Annotated in this window: 17 protein-coding genes; 9 read left to right on the top strand and 8 right to left on the bottom strand. The window is 71.9% G+C overall.

Going from position 1 to position 18,239, the window contains the following annotated elements:
• Positions 1–89: 89 nt before the first annotated feature.
• The 3 genes from GFD30_RS21710 (at position 90) to GFD30_RS21700 (ending at position 5,381) form a co-directional block, all read left to right on the top strand.
• Positions 90–344 (top strand): hypothetical protein, encoded by a 255-nt coding sequence (locus GFD30_RS21710; protein ID WP_153027260.1) that lies wholly within the window; start codon positions 90–92, stop codon positions 342–344.
• Positions 345–365: 21 nt separating this feature from the next.
• Positions 366–3,494: a helix-turn-helix transcriptional regulator gene (locus GFD30_RS28080; RefSeq protein WP_194202062.1), complete on the top strand. Its 3,129-nt coding sequence runs from the start codon at positions 366–368 to the stop codon at positions 3,492–3,494.
• A 360-nt stretch (positions 3,495–3,854) separates the two neighbouring features.
• Entirely contained in the window at positions 3,855–5,381 is a 1,527-nt protein-coding gene (locus GFD30_RS21700) for a multicopper oxidase family protein (RefSeq protein ID WP_153027258.1), read from the top strand.
• Positions 5,382–5,593: 212 nt separating this feature from the next.
• Here GFD30_RS21700 and GFD30_RS21695 read toward each other — a convergent pair whose 3' ends face one another.
• The 3 genes from GFD30_RS21695 to larB are packed head-to-tail and all read right to left on the bottom strand — an operon-like array spanning position 5,594 to position 8,095.
• Positions 5,594–5,968, bottom strand: coding sequence for a PH domain-containing protein (locus tag GFD30_RS21695; RefSeq protein WP_153027257.1), 375 nt, complete (start codon positions 5,966–5,968; stop codon positions 5,594–5,596).
• 34 nt (positions 5,969–6,002) lie between these two features.
• Positions 6,003–7,412: a nickel pincer cofactor biosynthesis protein LarC gene (larC, locus tag GFD30_RS21690; RefSeq protein ID WP_153027256.1), complete on the bottom strand. Its 1,410-nt coding sequence runs from the start codon at positions 7,410–7,412 to the stop codon at positions 6,003–6,005.
• Entirely contained in the window at positions 7,409–8,095 is a 687-nt protein-coding gene (gene larB, locus GFD30_RS21685; protein ID WP_322633487.1) for a nickel pincer cofactor biosynthesis protein LarB, read from the bottom strand. The genes larC and larB overlap by 4 nt, the downstream gene beginning before the upstream one ends.
• Positions 8,096–8,311: 216 nt before the next feature.
• Between larB and GFD30_RS21680 the strand changes: the two genes are divergently transcribed.
• The 3 genes from GFD30_RS21680 (at position 8,312) to GFD30_RS21670 (ending at position 11,231) form a co-directional block, all read left to right on the top strand.
• Positions 8,312–9,043, top strand: coding sequence for a glycerophosphodiester phosphodiesterase (locus GFD30_RS21680; RefSeq protein WP_194202061.1), 732 nt, complete (start codon positions 8,312–8,314; stop codon positions 9,041–9,043).
• Positions 9,044–9,253: 210 nt separating this feature from the next.
• A complete protein-coding gene (locus GFD30_RS21675; RefSeq protein WP_153027254.1) occupies positions 9,254–9,655 on the top strand; it encodes an ATP-binding protein in 402 nt (133 codons plus the stop codon).
• A 253-nt stretch (positions 9,656–9,908) separates the two neighbouring features.
• A complete protein-coding gene (locus GFD30_RS21670) occupies positions 9,909–11,231 on the top strand; it encodes a glycosyltransferase 87 family protein (RefSeq protein WP_322633486.1) in 1,323 nt (440 codons plus the stop codon).
• A gap of 23 nt (positions 11,232–11,254) precedes the next feature.
• Here GFD30_RS21670 and dnaB read toward each other — a convergent pair whose 3' ends face one another.
• Entirely contained in the window at positions 11,255–12,727 is a 1,473-nt protein-coding gene (gene dnaB, locus GFD30_RS21665; protein ID WP_322633485.1) for a replicative DNA helicase, read from the bottom strand.
• Between the two features lie 303 nt (positions 12,728–13,030).
• Here dnaB and GFD30_RS21660 point away from each other — a divergent pair, with 303 nt between their 5' ends.
• On the top strand, positions 13,031–13,420 hold the full coding sequence (locus tag GFD30_RS21660) for a hypothetical protein (RefSeq protein WP_153027253.1): 390 nt from the start codon (positions 13,031–13,033) through the stop codon (positions 13,418–13,420).
• Positions 13,421–13,506: 86 nt separating this feature from the next.
• Here the strand turns inward: GFD30_RS21660 and rplI are convergent, their stop codons facing one another.
• The 4 genes from rplI to rpsF all read right to left on the bottom strand — a co-directional run bounded on the left by rplI (position 13,507) and on the right by rpsF (position 15,143).
• Positions 13,507–13,968, bottom strand: a complete 462-nt coding sequence (gene rplI, locus GFD30_RS21655) for a 50S ribosomal protein L9 (protein ID WP_153027278.1) — start codon at positions 13,966–13,968, stop codon at positions 13,507–13,509.
• A gap of 23 nt (positions 13,969–13,991) precedes the next feature.
• Positions 13,992–14,237, bottom strand: a complete 246-nt coding sequence (rpsR, locus tag GFD30_RS21650) for a 30S ribosomal protein S18 (RefSeq protein ID WP_106362737.1) — start codon at positions 14,235–14,237, stop codon at positions 13,992–13,994.
• Positions 14,238–14,300: 63 nt separating this feature from the next.
• Positions 14,301–14,813: a single-stranded DNA-binding protein gene (locus GFD30_RS21645; RefSeq protein ID WP_153027252.1), complete on the bottom strand. Its 513-nt coding sequence runs from the start codon at positions 14,811–14,813 to the stop codon at positions 14,301–14,303.
• 39 nt (positions 14,814–14,852) lie between these two features.
• Complete coding sequence (rpsF, locus tag GFD30_RS21640; RefSeq protein WP_153027251.1) at positions 14,853–15,143, bottom strand: 30S ribosomal protein S6; 291 nt, start codon at positions 15,141–15,143, stop codon at positions 14,853–14,855.
• Between the two features lie 262 nt (positions 15,144–15,405).
• Between rpsF and GFD30_RS21635 the strand changes: the two genes are divergently transcribed.
• Complete coding sequence (locus GFD30_RS21635) at positions 15,406–17,067, top strand: fumarate hydratase (protein WP_322633484.1); 1,662 nt, start codon at positions 15,406–15,408, stop codon at positions 17,065–17,067.
• 334 nt (positions 17,068–17,401) lie between these two features.
• Positions 17,402–18,205, top strand: coding sequence for an MHYT domain-containing protein (locus GFD30_RS21630; RefSeq protein ID WP_153027249.1), 804 nt, complete (start codon positions 17,402–17,404; stop codon positions 18,203–18,205).
• Positions 18,206–18,239 lie beyond the last annotated feature (34 nt).

Here is an 18,239-nt window from a genome sequence, read left to right as displayed (position 1 = left end):
ACGCGGACGCCCGATGCGTTGCCCCGGGCCTCAGCCGGAGCATTGGTGTCAGGCCGGAAACGCCGGCCACCGACACCGAAGGAACGAAGATGAACGACTTCGACCTGCACTACCTGCACTACGCCCGCTCCGAGGAGCTCCGCAAGGAGGCCGAGAACGAGCGCCAGGCGCGCCGCATCCTCAAGGCCGCGAAGGAGACCCGCCGCGGCGGCAGCCACGTCCGCCACAGCGGCGTCGCCGACCGCGTCGTCCGCGCGCTGGGCCTGCGGCACGGCGACGAGACCCGGGGGGAGGACGCCGGCTCCGGCTCCTCCCCCCGAAAAGAGCGGGCCTCCGTGTCCTAAGGGCGTGTCATGATTGCAGACATGCCGCGCCTAGGTTCCGACCTCCCGCTCTTCGCCCGCGACACCGAGCTCGCGACGCTGCGCGACGCGCTCGACGCCGCCAAGCAGGGCCGGCCGGCCACGGTCCTGGTCTCAGGGGACGCGGGGGTCGGGAAGACCCGGCTCCTCCACGAGTTCAACGACAACGCCGGTGACGGTGTCCTCACCGTCACCGGCCACTGCCTCGACACGGCCGACTCGGCCCTCCCCTACCTGCCCTTCGCCGAGATCGTCGGCGCCCTCGCGCGCGAGCACCCCGACCTCGCGACCGCCCACCCCGGCCTCCGTCCGCTCCTCCCCGGCCACCCCGGCACGGCCGAAGGGGACCTCGGGCGGCTCGGCCTCTTCGAGGCGTTCCACGCCGCCCTCGCTGACCTCGCCGCCGACTGCACCGTCGTCATCACCCTCGAAGACCTCCACTGGGCCGACCGCTCCAGCCGCGACCTCCTCGCCTTCCTCACCTCCCGCCTCACCGGCCAGCGCCTCCTCATCCTCGGCTCCTACCGCGCCGACGCCGTCCACCGCGGCCACCCCCTCCGGCCGCTCCTGGCCGAACTGGTGCGCCTCCCGGCCGTCCAGCGCCTCCAGATCGACCCGTTCGACGCCCAGCACGCCGCCGACTTCGTGCGCGAACTCAACACCGGGCTCGACGACGTCTCCGTCGCCAAGATCGCCGCGGCCTCCGAGGGGAACGCGTTCCTCGCCGAAGAACTCGCCTCCGCCGAGACCCACACGGTCACCTTCGAGCTCGCTGAGGTTCTCCTCTCGCGCCTCGAGCGACTCCCGGACGCCGCCCGCGGCGTCGTCCGCCTCGCGTCGGTCCTCGGCCGCCGGTTCACCTACCGCCGCTTGAACGCCGCCGCCTGGTCGATGCTCGACGAGACCGGCCTGCGCCACGAGCGCGAACTCGACGAGGCCCTGCGCGCCGCGATCTCGCACGGCATCATCGTCCAGAAGAGCCCCGACACGTACGCGTTCCGGCACGCCCTCCTCGGCGAGGCCGTCTACTCCGACCTCCTTCCCGGCGAACGCATCCGGTACCACCAGAAGATCGCCGAATCCCTCGCCGGCGACAACGGCAAGGGCGCCGAGGCCGAACTCGCCCACCACGCGTACGAGTCCGGCGACCTGCGCTGCGCGCTCGCGGCGTCGGTGCGCGCCGCCGAAGAGGCCGTCGAACTCGCCGCGCCCGCCGAAGCCCTCCTCCACCTCGAACGGGCCCTCGCCCTGTTCGAGCGCGTCCCCGCCGCGCAGCGGCCCGAAGGCGTCAGCGAGCTGCGGCTCACCCTCCGCGCCGCCGCGAACGCCGAGGCGTCCGGCGAGATCAAACGCGCCCAGTCGTACTCGGCCGCCGCGGTGCGCCTCGCCGACGCCTCCGGCGACCCCATCCTCGGCGCCTCGACCCGCCGCAAGTACGCCAAGCACCTGCTCACCATCGAAGGCGACGAAGCCGAAGCCCAGCGAGTCGCCTGGGAGGCTTGGGAACTGGTCAAGGACGAGCCGCCGCGCGCGGTCAAGGCCTGGGCGCAGGCCGTCGTCGCCCGCACCTGCTGGGCCAACCGGAAGCACCAGGACGCCTCGACCTGGGCGGCCCGCGCCATCGCGACGGCCGACACGGTGATCGAGTCGGGCGAACCCGACGAGCGCGGCGGGGCCCGCGCGGCGAAGGCCGACGCGATCCTGACCGAGAGCATGGCCGCGTTCCGGTTCGGCGGCCTGTCGGTCGAGCGCACCATCGCCCGCAGCGCCGAGGCGCTCGACCTGGTCCGGGGCCTCACCTGGCACGAGGTGGAGCTGCGCGCGCACTTCAACCAGGGCCTGGTCCTGGTCGAGCACGCCCGGGTCCCCGAGGCGCTCGAGCACTTCGACCGCGGCATGGAGCGGGCCCGGCGCACCGGCGACAAATGGAGCACCTGGGGCCTCGAGATCGCCGTCCGGCAGGTCATCTGCAACTACATGCTCGGCCGCTGGGACGAGGTCGACGCGAACGGCGAGATGGCCTCCAGCGTCCTGCCCGGCGTCGTGCTCACGCGCCTCGCCGCCGCCGTCCTGCTCGTGGACGTCGCCCGCGGCCGGTTCGAGACGGCCGACCGGCGCCTGGACTACCTCGCCGACCGGTGGCAGATCGACGGCCAGGTCCTCGCCCTCTCCTCGCTGTGCGGCGCGGAACTCGACCGCTGGCGCGGGCGCCCGGCCGACGCGGTCCGCCGCGTCGAGCGCGCCACCGAGTGGATGAGCCGCATGCGAGGCTACTACCTCGCCGGGGTGTCGGTGTGCGCGGCGGGCATCGGCGCCGCCGCCGACCTCGCCCGCGAACGGCGCCAGGACGGCGATGCCGCCGGCGCGAAGGACGCGGTCGCCGCGGGTGAGCGCCTCGTCGAGCGCGCTCGCTTCTTCCTGGAGCACGGCCAGCCGCTCTCCGGCACGCTCGGACCCGAGGGCCGGGCCTGGGTCGCCCAGCTCGACGCCGAGGAGTCGCGCCTCTACGGCGACGGCGACCCGGCACTGTGGCGGGCGGCCGCCGACGCGTTCGACTACCGCAGGGCCCTCGCGGCCGACGCGGGCGAGGACGCGCCGAAGACCGACCCGGTCCCGAAGCTGAGCGAGCAGGAGCGGCTCGACCTCGCGCTCGCCGACCCGCTCGCTGCGGGGGTGCTCGCGATGGTCGAAGGCGACCGCGACGCCGCTCCGGCCCTGGACTGGGCCGAGCCGTACCGGCAGGCGTACGCGCGCTGGCGGCTCGCCGAGGCGCTGCTCGCCGCCCCGGGCGCGGACGCGCGGGTGCAGGCCGCGGAGGCGCTGTTCGCGGCGAAGCGGACCGCGATCGAGCTCGGTGCCGAGCCGCTGCTCAAGGAGGTGTGCGCGCTGGCCGAGCGGGCCCGCCTCGATGCCGCGATGCCGACGTCGAGCCCGTTGACGCCGAGGGAGCTCTCGGTGCTGCGCCTGGTCGCGCGGGGCCTGACGAACCGGCAGATCGGCGCCCAGCTGTTCATCTCGGAGAAGACCGTGAGTGTGCACTTGTCGCGGGCGATGGCGAAGCTCGAGGTCGCCGGCCGCGCCGCCGCGGTGAACGCCGCCCACCTCCGCGGCTACCTCGCGGAAACGGGCTGAGACCGCGCCCTGGGGCGGTCATGGCCGGGCCGCCCGGGGACTGGGACGAGTACGACACCGAGCTTGATGCGGTGTGCGGGTAGGCATGGGGGAGGACCCGGGTCCGCTCCGTGAAGCCGGCCGAGCCGCGGGGACGCAGTGCGTGAAGGCGGCCCGCGCGGGTCGGCCCGGCAGCGCTCGAATCGGGGACCGGCGGGACCGGGACCGATCGGGGTGGGGCGGTGCGGCCGAGTTGCGGCCGCCGCCGCCGGTTTCGATACCCCGGGTTGACTCCGGCGGGCCGCATAGTCCCAAAGGTGTATGCGGGTTGTCTCCTCCGGCCCGATGCCGCGGCCGGGCCGCGCCGCGAACATTGCGTGCATGAAGCGGCGTAAAGCACTGAAGTGGACCCTCATCGGTGTCGGCGGCGGCGTGGGCGTGATCGCCCTCGGCGGGGCCGGGAGCCTCGCGTACCTCTACTCCGACGCGAGACTCGACACCGCCGGGAAGGTCGACTTCGCCAACCCCCTCGGCATCCCCCCGCTCGCCGAATCCTCTCCCGACCCCTCGGGCGCCCGCGTGTTCAACCTCGAGATCAAGGCCGGCGCCACCGCGCTCAAACCGGGCCGGGAGACCGAGACCTGGGGGATCAACGGGGACTTCCTCGGTCCGACCATCCGCGCGAAACGCGGCGAGGAGATCGCCTTCTCCGTCTACAACGGACTCGACGAGGGCACCTCGATCCACTGGCACGGCATGCACCTGCCCGCGGTCATGGACGGCGGACCGCACCAGGAGATGGAACCCGGCGGCGACTGGACTCCCCAGTGGACGATCAACCAGCCGGCGGCGACCCTCTGGTACCACCCGCACCCGCACGGCCGCACCGGCGCCCACGTCTACCGCGGCCTCGCCGGGATGTTCATCGTCGACGACGAGGAGTCCGAGGCGCTCCCGCTGCCCTCCGAGTACGGCGTCGACGACGTGCCGATGATCGTCCAGGACCGGAACTTCGACGGCGACAACCAGTTCAAGGACGGCGGCTCGTTCCTGAGCACGCAGGGCATCCTCGGCGAGGAGATCACCGTCAACGGCACCCTCGGCCCCTACTTCGACGTCACGACCCGCCTGGTGCGGCTGCGGCTGCTCAACGGCTCGGTCTCGCGCCTGTACAACTTCGGATTCGCCGACGACCGCCCGTTCTCGCTCATCGCCACCGACGGCGGCCTGCTGCCGACCGCGTGGGAGACGAACCGGCTCCAGCTCTCCCCCGGCGAGCGCGCCGAGATCGTCGTCGCGTTCGAGCCCGGCGAGACCGCCGTCCTCCGCTCCCACCCGGCCGACGAGGGCTACACGGCACCGCTCGGGCGCTTCAACGGCGCCGACGACCGCCTCGACATCTGCGAGTTCCGGGCCGCCGAGACGCTCGCCGACGAGACGTCGATCCCCGAGGCCATGGGCACCGCGCCCGACCTCGACCCGTCGGAGGCCGCCGAGGAGCGCTCGTTCTCACTCTCGGGCTTCAGCCAGATCAACGGCGAGTCGATGGACCTCGGGCGCATCGACTTCGGCGTCCGCGAAGGCACCGTCGAGGTGTGGGAGGTGAGCAACGCGGACGGCTACATGCACAACTTCCACGTGCACGACGTCCAGTTCCAGGTGCTCTCGGTCGACGGCGCCGAGCCCCCGGAGCGGCTGCGCGGCTGGAAGGACACGATCCAGCTCGTCCCGCAGCGCAAGTACCGGCTGGCGCTGCGGTTCGCCGACTACACCGACCCGAACCTGCCGTACATGTACCACTGCCACATCCTCGCCCACGAGGACACGGGAATGATGGGCCAGTTCGTGGTCCTCGGCGAGGGCGAGGCGATCGGGCAGGTCCCGGGGCCGGTCCACTCCCACGGCTGACAGTCGTCCCCGCGACCGGGGTGCGCGGCCCGGGCGGGAGCGCGGAGCAGCCGCCGGCCCGGACCGCGACACAGGACAGGCGGCGCCGGTCCGGCCGCATCCGTAGGCACCACGGGGCCGGGCCGACGCCGCCGCAACGACTTCGGGGAAAGGGAAAGGGATCGGGGGGAGCGGGCCTCGGAATCAGGTTGCGCCCGAGGCGGTCTCGTCCGCTAGAGGCTGGAGTTGGCGATGTGCTTGGCGATCGCGGGCAGGTCGACGTTCTCGGTGAACTCGAAGCGCACCTTGCCGAGCCCGGAGAACCACAGGTCCAGTTCGCCGTCGTTGTCCATGAGGCCGTCGGTCTCCACCGAGTACGCCTGGATCCGGTTGTAGGGCAGGGACGCGTAGTCCTTCTTGCGGCCAGTGATGCCCTGGACGTTCACGGCGATGACGCGCTTGTCGGTGAAGACCACGAAGTCGCGCACGCCTTCGAAGGTCAGCACCACCGACTCGCCGTCGGCGAGCAGCGGGGCGACCTCGTCGCGGAACGCGGGGTCGTCGGTGACTTTGAGCTTGAACACTGAACCGTTGTCGAAATCGATCATGCGGGCAGGATATAGCCTGCGCCCCAAGCGTGCGTCAACGCGGATACTCCTGCGCCGCAAGGGCCGTCGCCTGCGCTACGACCACTTTGAGCGACCGGCCGAGCGCGGCGGCCGCCGCGGCGGCGTCCTCGTACTCGACCGAGGCGTTGACGACCTCGCCGCCCTCGAGCGCGATCTTCACCCCGATCGCATGACCGTCCACATCGACCCGAGTGTACCGGCGTTCGAGCGCGTACTTGTCGATCTCGTAGGAGCGCATGCCGATCGTGGTGGTGTGCCGCACGAGCGCCGAGCGCACCGCGGCGACGGCGTCGGCCCGGCAGAGCACGTGGACCGTGTGCGCCGGGCGGCCCTTCTTCATGAGGATCGGCGTCAGCCACGCGTCGGAGGCCCCCGCATCGAGCAGCGCCGCGAGGGCCGAAGGCCACAGGCGCGGATCGAGGTCGTCGACATTCGTCTCGATCACGACAGGCGTGCCCGACGGAGCACTCTGGCGGGCATCGGATTCGAAGTGCGGACCGTGGTGACGTCCTTGCGCTCCAGCGGCATCGGACTGTTGTCCGTCAGCTCGGGCTGCGGAGTCGCTGGGGCTGCGGTGGTCATGATCGACATCGCGGTCGCGGTCGCGGTCGTGGTCGTGCCCGTGGCCGTCGGCGTGTCCGCGTTCAGGAGCCGGTGCGCCCGCACCCCCGCGATGGACGTGCGCCGCGCGGCGGGGCGCCTCGATCTCGCGGCCGACCACGATCCGCAGCAGGTTCGCCCGCTCCTGCGGGTCGCGGCCGCCCGCGCCGGCGCCGACGCGCTCCACGACCATCTCCGGCAGCGGCCCGTACCCGGTCGCCGCGGCCGCGATGATCGCCGCGCCCGTCGGCGTGCACGCCTCGTACGGCACCGCCCCGACGACCGGCGCGCCCGCGTCGGCGAGCACCCGCAGCACCGCCGGAGCCGGCAGCGGGATCGACCCGTGCGAACCCCGCGTCGTACCGCCCCCCACCGTCACCGTCGAAGCGGTCAACCGGGCGACCCCCAGCGACGCCAGTCCCGCGGCCGCGCCCACGATGTCCGCGATCGAGTCGAGCGCGCCGACCTCGTGGAAGTGCACGTCCTCGGCGTCGATCCCGTGCGCCGCGGCCTCCGCCGCCGCCAGCCGCGCGAACGCGTCCAGCGCCAGCCTCCGGGCCTCCTCGTCGAGCGGCGCGCCCTCGAGCATCCCCCGGATCGACCGCCAGCGCCGGTCGTTCGCGGCCGCCCCGAACTCGACGTCGACCTTCACGGCCGCCAGGCCGTGCCGTGCGGTGCGCCCGGCGCGCAGCCGGATCGGCTCGGTCCCGAGCGCGTCGACCGCGTCCTGCATGAGCGCCAAGGGGACCCCGGCGTCGACGAGGGCGCCGAGGAGCATGTCGCCGCTGGCTCCCGCCGAGCAGTCGAGCCACGCGATCGTCATCGCGCCGCCTTGGCGCCCAGGATCCGTGCCGCGGCCATCGCGGCACCGAACCCGTTGTCGATGTTCACCACGGTCACGCCGGGCGAGCACGAGTTCAGCATCGTCAGCAGCGGTGCGAGCCCGCCGAACGCGGCCCCGTACCCGACCGACGTCGGCACCGCGATCACCGGCGCGGACACCAGGCCGGCGACGACGCTCGGCAGGGCCCCGTCCATCCCGGCCACCACGATCACGCAGACCGCCTCCCGCAGTTCGGGGAGCTTGTCGAGGAGCCGGTGCAGCCCGGCCACGCCGACGTCGGCCACCAGCCGGGCGTCGAGGCCGTTCGCGAGGGCAGTGATCTCCGCCTCATGGGCGACCGGCAGATCCGAGGTCCCGGCACAGACGACCGCGAGCGGCCCGGACTCGGGCTCGGGGAAGGCCCCGACCGCGCACACGCCCGCGCGGACGAGCACCTCGTCGCCCAACGCGTCGAGGACCGCCGCCTCGCAGGCCGCGTCGCAGCGGGTCGCGACCGCGACGCGCCCCGGGTGGGCCTGACGCAGCGCCGCGAGCGCCTCGACGACCTGCTCAGGGGTCTTGCCCGCCGCGTACACGGCTTCGGCCGTCCCCGTCCGGGCCGGCCGTCCCACGTCGATCTTCGCCCACCCCAGGTCCCGGTAGGCCCCCTCCTCGTAATGCACGCCCCTATCCTCCCTCCCGCCCGTCACCGGCCGCCACCCGAACCGGCCGGGCCGCGCGACCCCCCGATCCCGGTCCGGCCGGCCGCGTCCAGGGAACAGGGCGTCGGACAACGGTCACCGAGCGTTCACCGGAACCCGGGCGTGTTCACCGCCGACATGTGCGCCTGTCACCGTTGTGCGGCCGCCGCGTCGTCCCCACCGTCTATCGTTCAAAGGGTGTCCCAGCCGCTGATCGCCGCCCACCGCGGCGCGAACGAATTCCTTCCGGAGCACTCCCTCGCCGCGTTCCGACAGGCGATCGTGGAGGGCGCCGACGCGTTCGAGTTCGACATCCGCCTCACCGCCGACGGGCACCTCGTCCTGCACCACGACCGGACGATCAAACGCACCTCCGACGGCAAAGGAGCGGTGGCCGACCTCACACTCGCCCAGTTGCGGGAGTACAACTTCGCGCACCGCTTCCCCCACTGCGCCGGCAACCCCGAAGCCGAGCGGATCCCGACCCTCGAGGACCTCTTCGGCCTCGTCGTCGACTCCGGCAAGCACATCCGGCTCCTCATCGAGGCCAAGCACCCGTGCAAGTTCGGGCCGCGCCTCGAGCTGCGGCTCTGGGAGACCCTGCGGCGCTGGCCCGGCCTGGACGTCACCGTCATGTCGTTCTCGCGCGCCGCGCTCAAGACCTGGCGCGGCCTGGACTCGGACACGCCTCTGGTGTGGATCTTCGAGTACCCGTTCCGCCGTCCCCCCGAGGGCGTGCAGGTGCTCAGCTCCCGGGTCGACTACATCGACTCGACCCCGGACTTCGTCGAACGCAGCCACGAGGCCGGGTACGAGGTGTACACCTGGACGGTCAACGACGCCGACACCGCGCACCGCATGGCCGGCCTCGAAGTCGACCTGATCTTCACGGACCGGCCGGCGGCCATCCGGCAGACCCTCACCGGCTGACACGCGCCCCGCGCCGCCGAACCCCTCTGTCGAGCCGTCGCACGGGAAGTCCGTCCCGCCGCGTCCCCGCTGCACGAAACTGAGGACAGGCCGGTCAAGCAGGGACATATCCCACGGGCGCCCAAGACCCGTAATGCTGGCGTCGCGCCTTTGTAAAAGGTAGGTTGCTGTATAGCCTCCGACCGGTAGCGAGGAAGGAAGGGGACCGCGATGCCAGCTGCGATACCGGCGCCCGAGCGGCTGCGCGTCCCCCACCAGTCCGGGGCGCCCGGCCAGGTGCGCCGGTGGCTGCGCGAGTCGCTCCCCGACCTCCCCGACGAAGCCCGCGACGACCTCCTCGTGTGCGCGACCGAGCTCGTCTCGAACGCCGTCCGCCACGCCCGGCCGCTTCCCGGCAACGAGGTCTGCGTCGCGTACGCCCTCGGGCCCTCGGACGTCGAGGTCCGCGTCATCGACGGCGGCTCCCGCACCCGCCCGCACGTCTGCTCGGTCAACCTCGACTCCGCCCACGGCCGCGGCATGTTCATAGTGTCCAAACTGTCCACCGACTGGGGGGCCCGGACGCTCGGCGACGGCACCCAGGAGGTCTGGGCGAGGATCCCCCTCCGCTGACGCGGCTCGGCGTCCGATCGCATGGCGGTCGGGCCCTCCTGGCGCGCTCGCCGCCGGAGTTCCGCGATGCCGCTCCCGCACGCGCCGGCCGGAAATCGATCGGCGCCAGTGCGATCGGGGCGCCGCGACGGGGCCTGCGATCGCGCACGCGGCCTTCCGAAGCCGTGCGGCTCCCGTTCCCGCCCGCCGTGGAACCGGTGCCGCCGGCGACCGCCGACCGGTGCCGCGAGCCCCGCCACCGTACGCTGGGCGGGTGTCGAACCGTCCGCTCTTCATCGACCTCGCCTTCTACGCCGCGGCCGCGGTCTTCGCGGGCGCCACCGCCCTGTGGACCACCCTCGAACCGCACTCGCAGTGGGGCGCCGTCGCCTTCGGCGGCTACCTGCCCGCCGCGATCTGCGCGGGCGTGCTGCTCACCCAGACCGGGACGGTGTGGCGCGGGCGGGCGCTCGTCGCGGCGGGCACCGCGGCCGCCGTCACCGCGATCCCGCTGGTGTTCATGGCCGTCGACCGCGCGAGCGGCGTCACCGGACGCGCCCAGGAAGAGGTCCTCGTCGTCGAATCCTCCGGCGAGCGACTCCTCGACACCGGCAGCCCGTACCTCCACGCGGACGCCATCGCAGCGCTCGCCGAGCCGCTGCTCGGCTACAACCCGTACCAGCCCGGCATGGCCGTCTTTGGGCTGCCCGCGGCGGTCTTCGGCGGGCACTGGTGGACGGACGCGCGGATCTGGTTCCTCCTCGCGGCCGCGGCCTGCGCCGCCGCGGCGGTGAACCTGCTGCGCCGCCGCCCAGGCGAACTGGGCGCCGGCAAGGGCCCGCTGCTGCGCGCCTTCCAGGCCACGTTCGTGTTCCCGGTGTGCGCCTTGACGTTCGCGACCGGCGGCGACGACATGCCCGTGGTCGCGCTGATCGTCCTCGCCCTCGCGTTCGCCCACCGCGACCGCCCGCTCGCCGCCGGCCTGGCCGTCGGCGCCGCGGCGGCGCTGAAGCTCTTCGCATGGCCCGCGGCCGTCGTCATCGGCTTCCTCATGTACGCCTCGCATTCGTCGCCGGAGCCGCGACACGGCGGCCTGCCCCGCTATCTCGCGGGCTTCGCGCTCCCCGTCGCGGTCACGATGCTGCCGGTCCTCGCCGTCGACGCGCGCGGGTTCTTCGACAACGTCATCGCCTTCGGGCTCGGCCGCGGTGTGGTCGCCTCGCCCGCGCAGTCGCCGCTGCCCGGGTTCCTCATCGCGAACCACGTCCCCGGCGGCGAGCTCATCGCACCCGGGCTGCTCGGCCTGGCCGCGCTCGTGATCGCGGGGCTGCTGTGGACGCGGCCGCCGGCGTCCGCCGCGTCGGCGGCCCTGTGGTGCGCGGCCGGACTGTCGACCGCGTTCCTGCTCATGCCGTCGACGCGCTTCGGGTACCTGCTGTACCCGGTGGTGCTCCTCGGCTGGTGGCTGCCGCTGCGCGACGCCATCGCCGGATCGGCCCACGGGACGCTGTTCGCGGGCGTCGCGAACGAGGCGGTCGACGAACTCGAGCACGAGACCGGCCCCGGACCGTCGCTCGCGGTGGAGTGGTGGCGCTGACGAATGGCGGCGCTGACGCGCGGCTAGACCGCCATGTCGACGAAGCGCGACAGGTGCAGCTGGGCCGCCACGGTGATCGTGTCCGTGGCGCCGTTGCGGTGCTTGGCGACGATGAAGTCGGCCTCGCCGGCGCGCGGGGACTCCTTGTCGTAGTAGTCCTCGCGGTGCAGGAGGATGACGACGTCCGCGTCCTGCTCGAGCGAACCGGATTCGCGGAGGTCGGAGAGCTGCGGGCGCTTGTCGGTGCGCTGCTCGGGCCCGCGGTTGAGCTGGGCGACCGCGATCACCGGGCACTGCACCTCCTTGGCCAGGAGCTTGAGCCCGCGGCTGATCTCGGAGACCTCCTGCTGGCGCGACTCGACCTTCTTCGGCGAGGTCATGAGCTGCAGGTAGTCGACGACGATGAGCTTGAGGTCGTGGCGCTGCTTGAGGCGGCGGGCCTTGGCCCGGATCTCCATCATGGTCATCGACGCGGTGTCGTCGACGAACAGCGGCGCCTCGGAGATGTCGCCCATGCGCTTGGCCAGGCGGGTCCAGTCGTCGTCGGACAGGTCGCCCGAGCGCAGGACGTGCATGGGCACGCGCGTCTCGGCGCTCAGCAGCCGCATGACGATCTCGAGCTTGCTCATCTCGAGGCTGAACAGGGCGGCGGCGTGCCGGTGGTGGAGCGAGGCGTGCCGCATGAAGTCCATTGCGGCCGTGGACTTCCCGGCGCCCGGGCGGCCGGCGACGATGATGAGCTGGCCGGCCTGGAGCCCCGAGAGGAGCCGGTCGAGGTCGGCGAACCCGGTGGGGATGCCGGTCATGACGCCCTGGTTCGCGCCGATGGCCTCGATCTCGTCCATCGCCGGCTGGAGGAGGTCGGACAGGACCGCGAAGTCCTCGCTCTGGCGGTTGTCGGTGACCTCGTAGACGGCCTGCTGCGCCAGGTCGACGAGGTCGTCGATGTCGCGGCCGCCCTGGCCCCCGCCGTACCCGTACTGGACGACCTTGGTGCCGGCCTCGATGAGGCGGCGCAGGATCGCCTTCTCCTTGACGATCTTCGCGTAGTACCCGGCGTTCGCGGCCGTGGGCACCGTGTTGAGCAGATCGTGGAGGTAGGGGCCGCCGCCGATCTTGGCGAGGTCGCCGGTGTCGGCGAGCGCCGCCGCGATCGTGACGGCGTCGGCGGGCTCGCCGTTGCCGAACTTCTCGATGACGGCGTCGAAGATCATGCCGTGGGAGGGCTTGTAGAAGTCGCCCGGGCCGAGGATCTCGATGACGTCGGCGATCGCGTCCTTGCTCATGAGCATGCCGCCGAGGACCGACATCTCCGCCTGGAGGTCCTGGGGCGGGGTGCGCTCGTAGGTGCGCGCGGCGCCGCCGAAGGGGTCCTCCGGAGGCGTGTCGAAATAGGAGCCGTTGGCGCCGTTGGGGCCCCGCTGCGAACCGTTGGAGCCGCGCGAGAAGACGCCGTCCGTCGACACGTCGGTCATGTCCTCCACCCCCTCGGTCACCGTGCGTTCATGGAGACAGTACCGCCCGCATACGACAGAAGGGCGGCGTCAATGACGCTATGTCGCGCCGGGCACGGTTGCAAACGACCCTGTGGACAACCTGTGGACAAGGCTGTGGACAACCTGTGGATAACTAGGTGCGGGCCTGTGGACAACCTGTGGACAAAGACGCGAAGTCGGCTCGGATCCGGTGCGGGAGCTGCGGATACGTCATCCACCGGCTGTGGATGGAAATCCGTTCGTGCCAACTTGGCACTAGAGTTGGGAGCGGACCCCGGCACGGATCAGAAGAGAGACCGGCTCATGACCGCTCCGCAGCGCCCCGAACGCAGGCCCCGCCTCGACCCCGAAGGGGACGACCGGCCAGGCGAGCGCGCGTTCACGCCGACGTTGCTGGTGACCCTCGCCTGGTACGCGGTGCCCGCGCTCGTCTACCTGACGTGGGTGCTGTGGCAGCCGCCGGTCGACGCGAACTGCGCCGACACCGGCTGCACGGCCGCCGCACGCATCGGCGCGGCCGTCTCGGGCGGCTGGGCCTGGACGCTCTCGTCGCTGACCGCGAGCCTCCTTGTGGCCGTGCTGCTCCGGCTCCCGCGCGCGGGCTGGCGCGCCGGCGTGGCCGGCTCGGCCGCCGCGATCCTCGGCGCCGGCCTGGTGACCGTGACACTGCGGACCGCCGGATGGGTGATCTGAGCGGACCGTGCGGACACGGCGAAGGCCCGCGACCGGTCACCGGTCGCGGGCCTTCGCTCCCGCCTGCTACTCGCGGCGGTACGCCCCTACTTCTTGCGGCGCTTCGCCGGGGTGACCTGAAGCTTGAACTTCGCGGTCACCTCCGGGTGCAGCTTCACCGTGACGTCGTAGGTGCCGACCGACTTGATGGTCGACGCGAGCTCGACGCGGCGGCGGTCGATCTTCGGGCCGCCGGCCTCGTCGACGGCCTTGACGATGTCGGCCGCGGTGATGGAGCCGAACAGGCGGTCGCCGTCGCCGGTGCGGGCGACGATGTGGGCGTCCGTCTGCTTGAGCTGCTCCGCCACCGAGCGGGCCTTGTCCAGGTCGTGGATCTGGCGGGAGGCACGCGCACGCTGGATCGCGTCGACCTCCTTCTGACCGCCCTTGGTCCACGCGATCGCAAAGCCCTGCGGCAGCAGGTAGTTGCGGCCGTAACCGGGCTTGACCTCGACCACGTCACCGGCCGAACCGAGGTTGGGCACCTCATGAGTCAGGATGATCTTCATGTTGCTCATGTCGCGCTCCTTCCTTAGCGGGTCTGGCTGGTGTACGGGAGCAGGGCCATCTCGCGGGCGTTCTTGACGGCCGCGGCGATCTGGCGCTGCTGCTGGGTGGTCACGCCGGTTACACGGCGGGCACGGATCTTGCCGCGGTCGGAGATGAACTTCCGCAGCAGCGCCGTGTCCTTGTAGTCGACGTAGGTGATGCCCTCTTTTTCAAGCGGGTTGGGCTTCTTCTTCGGCTTCCGCAGGGGAGCCGATTTCGGGTTGGCCATGTGTCTGTCTTGCCTCTTACTCGAGATCGTTCCGAGCGGCGCCGCCTGACGGCGGCCGCCCGGTTAGAACGGCGGGTCCTCGTCGAAGCCGCCGGCACTGGCGCCACCGCCGGCCGGGGCCGCCGAGGCCCAGGGGTCGTCGGGCATCGACGCGCCGGCGCTGGCGCCGCCGCCGCCCCCGAAGGAGCGGCCGCCGCCTCCGCCGCCGGCCGAGCCGGACCGGTTGAGCTTCGCGGTGGAGAACCGCAGCGCGGGGCCCACTTCCTCGACGTCGAGCTCGTACACAGTGCGCTTCTCGCCCTCGCGGGTCTCGTAGCTGCGCTGCTTGAGCCTGCCCTGCACGATCACGCGGGTACCGCGCGAAAGCGACTCGGCGACGTTCTCGGCGTACTGGCGCCAGACGCTGCAGGTGAGGAACAGCGCCTCACCGTCTTTCCACTGGTTCGACTCCTTGTCGAACGTGCGCGGGGTCGATGCGATGCGGAACTTCGCGACGGCGGCACCGGACGGCGTGTAACGCAGTTCGGGGTCGTCGACGAGGTTGCCGATAACCGTGATGACTGTCTCTCCTGCCATGACCTATCTCCTTGACGGTCTCGCAGTTGCAGGGTCGGGTTACCGAAGCTCCGGTCGCAGCACCTTGGTCCGCAGCACCGACTCGCTGAGCCGGAGCTGACGGTCCATCTCCGCGACGGGACCGGGCTCGGACTGCAGGTCGACGACGGCGTAGACGCCCTCGTTGCTCTTGTTGATCTCGTAGGCGAGACGGCGACGGCCCCAGACGTCGATCTTGTCGACGGCTCCCCCGGCGTCCTTGACGCCCTTGAGGAACTTCTCCAGCGTCGGGCCGACCTGGCCTTCCTCGATGTTGGGTTCGAGGATCACCATGAGTTCATAGTGCCGCAAGATCGCTCCACCTCCTTCGGTCTCAATCGGCTGCGGTCTCTCCGCAGCAGGAGGAATCACTTGCGCGCTGCCCAGTGGGCAACCTGGCAATCGTACCTGCTTACAGGCGGTGCGGCCGGGCCGCTCCGCCTGTGGTGTGACGGTACCCGCCGGGTGCGACAGCGGCGGCGGCGACACCGCCCCGAAACGGTCCGGGCGTCCGGTTCGGGGGAGGGCCGCGCCGGGCCCGGTCCGCGGCGCGGGCCGCGCTAAGTTGGGAGGCGTGACATCGGAGTTCCACTACACCGACCTGCTTCCCACCGGTCCGGACACCACTGAGTACCGCCTGCTCACCGAGGACGGGGTGAACACGGTCGAAGCCGCCGGGCGGCGGTTCCTCACCGTGGAGCCCGAGGTCCTCACGCAGCTCGCCGCCGAAGCCGTCAAGGACATCTCGCACTTCCTGCGCCCCGCGCACCTGGCCCAGCTCCGCTCCATCCTCGACGACCCCGAGGCCAGCGGCAACGACCGGTTCGTGGCGATGGACCTGCTCAAGAACGCGAACATCGCCTCCGGCATGGTCCTGCCGATGTGCCAGGACACCGGCACCGCGATCGTCATGGGCAAGCGCGGCCGCCACGTCCTCACCGACGGCCGCGACGCCGAGCACCTCTCGCGCGGCGTGTGGCAGGCCTACCGCGACCTCAACCTGCGCTACAGCCAGATGGCCCCGCTGACCATGTGGGACGAGAAGAACACCGGCTCGAACCTGCCCGCGCAGATCGACCTGTACGCCGAGGGCGACGACGCGTACAAGTTCCAGTTCATCGCCAAGGGCGGCGGCTCCGCCAACAAGTCGTTCCTGTTCCAGGAGACGAAGGCGATCCTCAACCCGGACGCGATGATGCGCTTCCTCGAGGAGAAGCTCCGCCAGATCGGCACCGCCGCGTGCCCGCCGTACCACCTGGCGATCGTCATCGGCGGCACCAGCGCCGAGTACGCGCTCAAGACCGCGAAGTACGCCTCCACGAAGTACCTCGACTCGATGCCGACCGAGGGCTCCCCGCTCGGGCACGGCTTCCGCGACGTCGGCCTGGAGCAGGAGGTCCTCGAGCTCACCCGCCGGTTCGGGATCGGCGCCCAGTTCGGCGGCAAGTACTTCTGCCACGACGTGCGCGTGATCCGGCTGCCGCGCCACGGCGCGTCCCTGCCCGTGGCGATCGCCGTCTCGTGCTCGGCCGACCGCCAGGCCATGGCGAAGATCACCGCCGAGGGCGTGTTCCTGGAGCAGCTCGAGCGCGACCCGAGCAAGTACGTGCCCGAGGTCCGCGAGGACGACCTCGAGGACGACGTGGTGCGCATCGACCTGAACCGGCCCATGGCCGAGATCCGCGCCGAACTCTCGAAGTACCCGGTGAAGACCCGCGTGTCCCTGACCGGGACGCTCGTCGTCGCCCGCGACATCGCGCACGCGAAGATCAAGGAGCGCCTCGACGCCGGCGAGCCGATGCCGCAGTACCTGAAGGACCACGCGGTCTACTACGCCGGACCCGCGAAGACCCCCGAGGGGTACGCCTCCGGGTCGTTCGGCCCCACGACCGCGGGCCGCATGGACTCGTACGTCGACCAGTTCCAGGCCGCGGGCGGCTCGTTCGTGATGCTCGCCAAGGGGAACCGCTCGCAGCGCGTCACCGACGCGTGCAAGGAGCACGGCGGGTTCTACCTCGGCTCGATCGGCGGCCCCGCCGCGAAGCTCGCGCAGGAGAACATCAAGGCCATGGAGGTCCTGGAGTACCCCGAGCTCGGCATGGAGGCGGTCTGGAAGATCGAGGTCGAGGACTTCCCGGCGTTCATCGTCGTCGACGACAAGGGCAACGACTTCTACGAGGCCACCCGCAAGCCGGTCCTGACCGTGGGCCGCCGCCGGCACATCACCGTCACGTAGGCCTTCGGACGCGAGGCCGCCGACCCTTGGGTCGGCGGCCTTTGCCGTTGCGCCCCTCGGCACCGGGTGGGCGCTGGGACTGCGCACGACGTTTGTCCGGATCGGTGCGAACGGACAGAACCGATCGGCCGCACGGCGAAATCGCGGGGCGGGAGCTGTCGCCGATGTCCGTCCGCGAGCGGTTTCGGGGGTTGCCTCGCCGCTCCCGAAGGCCCGCAAACCCACTGGTAGGCCGCAATCCGGGAGAACCGCGGGGACCGCGGGGCCGCGCCGTCGCGGATACGCTCCCATCACCGCTACCGACCGGTAGACCTCCCTCACCCCGGAACCCGCGATGATCGAGCACTTCTCCCACGGCTACACCACCCTCCCGGTGGCGTTCCTGGTCTCCATGACCGGATCCGCCCTCGGCCTCCTCCTCGCCCGGCACGCCCGCCGCCACGACCGGCTCCGCCGCCGGGCCCTCTGGCTCAGCGTCGCCGCGTTCGCCATCGGCGGCACCGGCATCTGGGTCATGCACTTCGTCGCCATGCTCGGCTTCGCGGTCCGCGACGCCGCGATCCTCTACGAGCCGTGGACGACCGCCCTCAGCGCCCTGATCGCCGTCGCGGTCGTCGCCTGCGGCCTCTTCGCGATCGGGCTCGGCCGCTACACGCCGCCCAAGCTCGCGGCCGCCGGCGCGCTCACCGGCCTCGGCGTGGCCGCCATGCACTACACGGGCATGGCCGCCGTCAGCGCCGACGTCGAGCTCGACTACCACCCCGGGTACGTCGCCGCCTCCGTCGCGATCGCGATCGCCGCGGCGACGACCGCGCTGTGGCTCTCGTGGCGGCTCCAGCGCGCGTCCTCGATGTGGCTGGCCTCGGCGGTCATGGCGCTCGCGGTGAACCTCATGCACTACACCGGGATGCTCGGCGTGCGGACCGGCGGCGAGGCCGGGGAGCCGCCGACCGGCGTCGACGCCGTCGACCTGGTCTTCCCGATGGCCGCACTGACCGCGCTCGTGCTCCTCTTCCTGGTGTTCACCGTCGTCATGGTCCCCACCGACGAGGAGATGCGCGCCGACCGGCACCTCGCCTCGCTCCAGCGCCGCACGACCGACCGCCCGGTCGCCGGGCGCAGGCCACCGCGCTACTGACGGCGCGGACCGGCCCCGCCTCGCGGCGGGACCG

The organism is Glycomyces albidus (genome assembly GCF_009451885.1).
GTDB lineage: Bacteria > Actinomycetota > Actinomycetes > Mycobacteriales > Micromonosporaceae > Glycomyces > Glycomyces albidus.
This window is presented reverse-complemented; position numbering and strand designations above follow the sequence as displayed.

Bases quoted from the DNA above. Each gene is read 5' to 3' on its own strand.
- GFD30_RS21695 (WP_153027257.1), bottom strand. From the start codon at position 5,968: ATGATCGATTTCGACAACGGTTCAGTGTTCAAGCTCAAAGTCACCGAC.
- GFD30_RS21700 (WP_153027258.1), top strand. From the start codon at position 3,855: ATGAAGCGGCGTAAAGCACTGAAGTGGACCCTCATCGGTGTCGGCGGC.
- rpsR (WP_106362737.1), bottom strand. From the start codon at position 14,237: ATGGCCAACCCGAAATCGGCTCCCCTGCGGAAGCCGAAGAAGAAGCCC.
- rplI (WP_153027278.1), bottom strand. From the start codon at position 13,968: ATGAAGATCATCCTGACTCATGAGGTGCCCAACCTCGGTTCGGCCGGT.
- GFD30_RS21710 (WP_153027260.1), top strand. From the start codon at position 90: ATGAACGACTTCGACCTGCACTACCTGCACTACGCCCGCTCCGAGGAG.
- GFD30_RS21630 (WP_153027249.1), top strand. From the start codon at position 17,402: ATGATCGAGCACTTCTCCCACGGCTACACCACCCTCCCGGTGGCGTTC.
- GFD30_RS21645 (WP_153027252.1), bottom strand. From the start codon at position 14,813: ATGGCAGGAGAGACAGTCATCACGGTTATCGGCAACCTCGTCGACGAC.
- larC (WP_153027256.1), bottom strand. From the start codon at position 7,412: ATGACGATCGCGTGGCTCGACTGCTCGGCGGGAGCCAGCGGCGACATG.
- GFD30_RS21675 (WP_153027254.1), top strand. From the start codon at position 9,254: ATGCCAGCTGCGATACCGGCGCCCGAGCGGCTGCGCGTCCCCCACCAG.
- GFD30_RS21660 (WP_153027253.1), top strand. From the start codon at position 13,031: ATGACCGCTCCGCAGCGCCCCGAACGCAGGCCCCGCCTCGACCCCGAA.
- GFD30_RS28080 (WP_194202062.1), top strand. From the start codon at position 366: ATGCCGCGCCTAGGTTCCGACCTCCCGCTCTTCGCCCGCGACACCGAG.